The 4465-nt window shown below is 45.8% G+C and carries 7 protein-coding genes; 2 read left to right on the forward strand and 5 right to left on the reverse strand.

Translation table 11 applies throughout. The annotated features are described in order from the left end of the window. A partial coding sequence (locus MHN01_RS17715; protein ID WP_239412551.1) for a 4Fe-4S cluster-binding domain-containing protein occupies nucleotides 1–252 on the forward strand: 252 nt, incomplete at its 5' end. 207 nt (nucleotides 253–459) lie between these two features. Further along, the gene (locus MHN01_RS17720; RefSeq protein WP_075767715.1) at nucleotides 460–723 is read left to right on the forward strand and encodes a DUF2960 domain-containing protein; all 264 of its coding nucleotides are present in this window, start codon (nucleotides 460–462) and stop codon (nucleotides 721–723) included. A 42-nt stretch (nucleotides 724–765) separates the two neighbouring features. On the opposite strand, the gene MHN01_RS17725 is transcribed toward MHN01_RS17720, so the two are convergent. The 5 genes from MHN01_RS17725 to MHN01_RS17745 form a co-directional block, all read right to left on the reverse strand. After that, a complete protein-coding gene (locus MHN01_RS17725; protein WP_239412552.1) occupies nucleotides 766–1551 on the reverse strand; it encodes a ceramidase in 786 nt (261 codons plus the stop codon). Further along, nucleotides 1548–1949 (reverse strand): globin, encoded by a 402-nt coding sequence (locus MHN01_RS17730; protein ID WP_239412553.1) that lies wholly within the window; start codon nucleotides 1947–1949, stop codon nucleotides 1548–1550. The genes MHN01_RS17725 and MHN01_RS17730 overlap by 4 nt, the downstream gene beginning before the upstream one ends. Before the next feature lie 114 nt (nucleotides 1950–2063). Further along, on the reverse strand, nucleotides 2064–2414 hold the full coding sequence (locus tag MHN01_RS17735; RefSeq protein WP_239412554.1) for a nucleotide pyrophosphohydrolase: 351 nt from the start codon (nucleotides 2412–2414) through the stop codon (nucleotides 2064–2066). Between the two features lie 86 nt (nucleotides 2415–2500). After that, the gene (gene rarD, locus MHN01_RS17740; RefSeq protein ID WP_239412555.1) at nucleotides 2501–3412 is read right to left on the reverse strand and encodes an EamA family transporter RarD; all 912 of its coding nucleotides are present in this window, start codon (nucleotides 3410–3412) and stop codon (nucleotides 2501–2503) included. A gap of 124 nt (nucleotides 3413–3536) precedes the next feature. Next, nucleotides 3537–4133, reverse strand: coding sequence for a trans-aconitate 2-methyltransferase (locus tag MHN01_RS17745; protein WP_239412556.1), 597 nt, complete (start codon nucleotides 4131–4133; stop codon nucleotides 3537–3539). Nucleotides 4134–4465 lie beyond the last annotated feature (332 nt).

Genomic DNA, 4465 nt, shown 5'->3' on the forward strand with positions numbered 1-4465 from the left:
CATCCGGCCAATCTTGAAGCTGTGTTAAAGCTTGTTCAGCGTGTCCGCCAAGAATGTGCAGGCAAAGATATTTGGCTATGGACTGGTTATGTACTGGATGAGTTAACGGACGCGCAGCGCGAGGTAGTTGATCTGATTGACGCATTGGTCGACGGGAAGTTTGTCCAGGAACAACATGATCCGTCGCTGCTTTGGCGTGGGAGTGCTAATCAAGTTATTCACTATTTTCAATCAGATGAGCTTGATTGTTAATTTTTTGTGATCAAATCGGTGTGAATTATGTGAGTTATCCACTGTTTCTGTGTATAACTTTGGGAAAAGGGAGTGCATGAATCTTTGATAATGGCGTTATAGCCACGCTGATTCATACTGAAAACTGACTGAATATTGCCGTCCCTCTTCCATCATCGGGTGAGTTACGGTAAATTCCCAACCTATTTTTTTGCTGCTGGAGGCGTTATGTCACGCACCATTATCTACACTTACAAGAAACAAGAGAAACAGCTGGCATTCTCTTATGATCAATACCGTTCTATCCATGAGGCCGTTGCGGCCGCGGAAGGTATTGACTTGACTGAGTTTCTAAAGATGGAGCAGCAAGTAGAAGCTGTATCGTCTGGCTCTAAGGCGGTTAGAGATTTTAGAGACAACCATTTTAAGAAGCTGGGTTTTGGCAAAATTACCCTGGCTAAAAAAGAACACCGGGGAATTGGCGAAAAATAGTCCCGCCGGTGTTAACCTTGTGCAAGTCTGAGGGAGCAGGCATTAGCTCCCTGATTCTGTATCCTTTACGCGTTTTATCCAGCCCAGATAGATCATATATCCTCCGAGCGCGGCCAGCAGATGTTTGACGCTATGACCGCTGAAGCCGCCTAACAGCGCATATAGTTGTTCATCATTTGACTCCGCCCACTTAGAAAGCACATAAGCCAATAGCGCGTATAGGTAGTATCTGCCGTGACTAAAAGGCGATTTAAACAAGCCTATTATCAGCGGTAAGTGAATGATGGGGATCACCTGTACCAGTACATAGGCTGATAAGTCTCCCCTACCGCTGATAACATCAGTCGCATACCAATATACGACGGAGAGGACACCGTATACTGCCGCTGGAATGAACAAACGTCTTCCGAAGACTGGCTTTATATATTCGCTAAGTACAATGCAGTACAGGGAAATAAAGGCAATCGTGATCGGTATGCGATCCACCATCAGGGTAAATGCGTTGGGGGCGAGGTGATAGTAGCTGGAACCGAAAAAAGCGGCGACTAACCCGATAAAAAAGCTTGGATAGAGAAAACGGATTCTTGGCTCAATTTCATTAAGGTGATGGGTGTGAAATTGTTTCAGACCCAGGGTACCAACCAACAGAAAAGGGAGGTTTGAGATTACATTTAAGAAGTTGGGTAGCCCCAAGAAGGCGCGTTGATCGGCATAATCATAAAAGTTTCGGCTCTGGGTAATGGGTGAGAAATAAAAGGTAAGTATCGCAAGTATTATGGCAATGATAAGGAGCAGCCTAAGTCGGTTGGCATAGCTGATGCCCGTCATGTTTCACACTCTTCTATCATGATCTCAAGACCCAGCCTTAAGCATTCTCGCCATGCCAGATCGACTTCAAAAGTATAGTTGGGATCACACTGGTTGACGGTCTCCAACAGACAATCAAGCCAGGTTTCGTAATCCAGCGGGCTGACACCTACTCCTTGAGGCCCGTGACGCTTGCCAAAGAATCTTACGGACTCTCGGGCTGAGTCTGACACGGGAGCCAGCAAAATGATCACAATTGAAGCTTTAAGCATTGATATTTGCTTTTGCATATCGACACCGGCAAACATCTCTCGGAACCTGTCGTCTTTCTGGCAAAAGAGATTGTAGAAAATATCAAAGAAGTGAGGATGCTGGTTACACCTTGCATAACTATCGTTAAAGACTTCGTGGATATCCATTTCAGCTCCTTTGATATAGATATTTCTTATCATTCCATATTACGAGTATGGTTCCTTCTATGCCGTAAGCAACTCATTTTACGCAGAATTGAGAACAGACTCGATGGTACTACCCTAGAGCTCGTTGTACTTCTTAGCGTTGCCGAAACACTTGTCGACAGGGTATTTTTGCTCGTTCTTGATCAGCTTGTTCTGACAAGCCGCCATAAGGTCGATGTCGCATTTGTCTGCCAATCGAAGTAAATACATCAGTACATCGGCCATCTCTTCCTCAAGGTGTGCTTTCTTGGCTTCTGGCAGATGTTCACTTTGCTCGGGGGTTAACCACTGGAAAATTTCAGTTAGTTCGCCCACTTCGCCGCTTAACGCCATGGCCAGGTTTTTGGGCGAGTGAAACTGCTCCCAGTTTCGGTCTGCCGCAAACTTTGCCAACTGTTGCTGAAGCTGTTTTGTTTCTGACGTCATAGTGTTCTCTTTGGGTATCAGATGAGATAGCGAGCCTTAGCAGACGCTTAATGTGATCTTGTAAAGGCTATAAGGCAGCGCATTCGTTATACGCCGGTTTGCTCGGCATGAACATACTTATTTTTATAAATGCCCTGTAACGCTTCTAGCGTGCACAGAAACAAACCGAGCCAAATCAGGCTAAAGCTAATGGCTTTGACCTCATCAAAAATCTCTCCGAACAGGAACACGGCAAGCAGAAATTGTAGCGTCGGCTCTATGTACTGCATTAAACCGACCATCGTGAGGCTGGTACGGTTGATAGCCAAGGCAAAGAAAATCAGTGGTGCCAGTGTGACAGGAGCCGATCCGATATATAGAAGTAGTGTTGAAAAGCCTGATGACAGGGCTACGCTATTGCCGGATATGCCCTGGGCGATTATGAAGCACAAGGCGAATGGGGCGAGGATAGCCGCTTCAAGAGTAACGGAAGTCAGAGCATCATAGCGAATGTATTTTTTACATAAGCCGTATAGGGCAAAAAAGCTCCCCATAATTAATGAGATCCACGGCAGCTCACCGTAGTGCCAGACTTGGTAGCCAATTCCTGCGATGGCCAGAACGACGGCAGCCGACTGAGCATGTGACAATCGCTCTTTGAGAAAAAGGACGCCGAGTGCGATGGCAAACAAAGGATTGATGAAGAAACCCAGGCTCGCGGCAAGAACTTGGTCATGGGTAATGGCCCAGGTGAATGCATACCATGATATACACATGATAGTGGCGGCAATGGTCGTTGCAGCCAACGAACGCTTATCTGACCATATTGTATGCAGGGAAGGAAAGGTGCGCCTCAGAATGGTTATGACAATCAGCATAACCGGTACAGAGAAGATAATCCTCATGGCAAGTAGTTCATCGATATTAGCCTGAGGAAGAAATTGGTAATACAGCGGCAAGATGCCCCAGAGCACAAAAGAAAAAGCAGCTAACGCATTTCCGGCACGGTGAGATCGCATACAGGTGTTCCAACGGTATCAAGGACAGAGAAAATAAGAAGTCAGGGGCTATTTTGTCACTGAAACTGAGTTGAATAAAGTAATTTATATGACAAATAACTTAGTAAAATGGATTGCGGTAATATTATTTCTTCATCGCAATAATAGTATGAACAAGCCAGGCTCGCCGTTCGCCGGTGAGCTGGGCTGAGTATTCTTGCTTCTCTTTCCATGAAACGACGTAGAAAGGTGAAAAGAGTTGCTCCAATTCGCTTTTGCTATGGGTCAGCACCGGTAGATCTTCATGGCTGCAGTTTTCGTCAACACCGAGAAAATGACCGCAGAATACCCCGCCGCTGTACAGGCTTTGCTGTATGTTCGGCCATAGTTGGTAAAACTCGTTGCGGGAGCAAAAAAACAGGCAGGCACTGGCATTGATCAGGTGGGCGCGGGGAAATTCATAGTCTGAAAAACTGCTTAGCTGGACATCCAGGGCAGGGGCCGAAGCGGCCAGAGGGTGCTCTGAAAGGGTTTCCAAACTTTTTATATTAATATCAAAGGCATAGACCTGATAGTCTTGTTCCAGCAGATAGAGCGTATCTCGCCCTGTTCCGCAGCCGCAGTCAACTGCTATCCGGTCTTTGGTGGTATTGCCCAAAAACTGGTGAGCTTCGATTAAGTGAGCGCGAGGGGGTAACAGCTTTTGGTTACTTAGGTAATCCAGCCAATCAACAGTTGCCATGCCCATACCCTCTTCGACTACGGATTACAACGACGAGTAAAGTATAACGATTGCGAACATCGATATTCGCCCAATTATTAGAATATAGATGACGGGATATGATCTAGCTGCCCGTAATGCTTGTATTGATAAGATTTAAATCACGCGAGTGGTTAGAAGTTTGGTATTATTAGTGGACATCAGGCGCTTGATAATATCTTGTATTATGCGTTTGACGTGACTGTAAGCCACTAGGCCAATGATAAGAGAGAATAGAATGACTAAGCTAACCGCAGATATTCAAGCGAACTGTGCGCTATTTGTTACCGAAACGAAAGAGACCCAAGTAGTTT

Origin of the sequence: Photobacterium sp. OFAV2-7 (genome assembly GCF_022347985.1) — a bacterium.
Taxonomy (GTDB): Bacteria; Pseudomonadota; Gammaproteobacteria; order Enterobacterales; family Vibrionaceae; genus Photobacterium.

Excerpts from the sequence above, each read along its gene's own strand:
- MHN01_RS17720 (WP_075767715.1), top strand. The coding sequence starts at position 460 with ATGTCACGCACCATTATCTACACTTACAAGAAACAAGAGAAACAGCTG.
- MHN01_RS17725 (WP_239412552.1), bottom strand. The coding sequence starts at position 1,551 with ATGACGGGCATCAGCTATGCCAACCGACTTAGGCTGCTCCTTATCATT.
- MHN01_RS17730 (WP_239412553.1), bottom strand. The coding sequence starts at position 1,949 with ATGGATATCCACGAAGTCTTTAACGATAGTTATGCAAGGTGTAACCAG.
- MHN01_RS17735 (WP_239412554.1), bottom strand. The coding sequence starts at position 2,414 with ATGACGTCAGAAACAAAACAGCTTCAGCAACAGTTGGCAAAGTTTGCG.
- rarD (WP_239412555.1), bottom strand. The coding sequence starts at position 3,412 with ATGCGATCTCACCGTGCCGGAAATGCGTTAGCTGCTTTTTCTTTTGTG.
- MHN01_RS17745 (WP_239412556.1), bottom strand. The coding sequence starts at position 4,133 with ATGGCAACTGTTGATTGGCTGGATTACCTAAGTAACCAAAAGCTGTTA.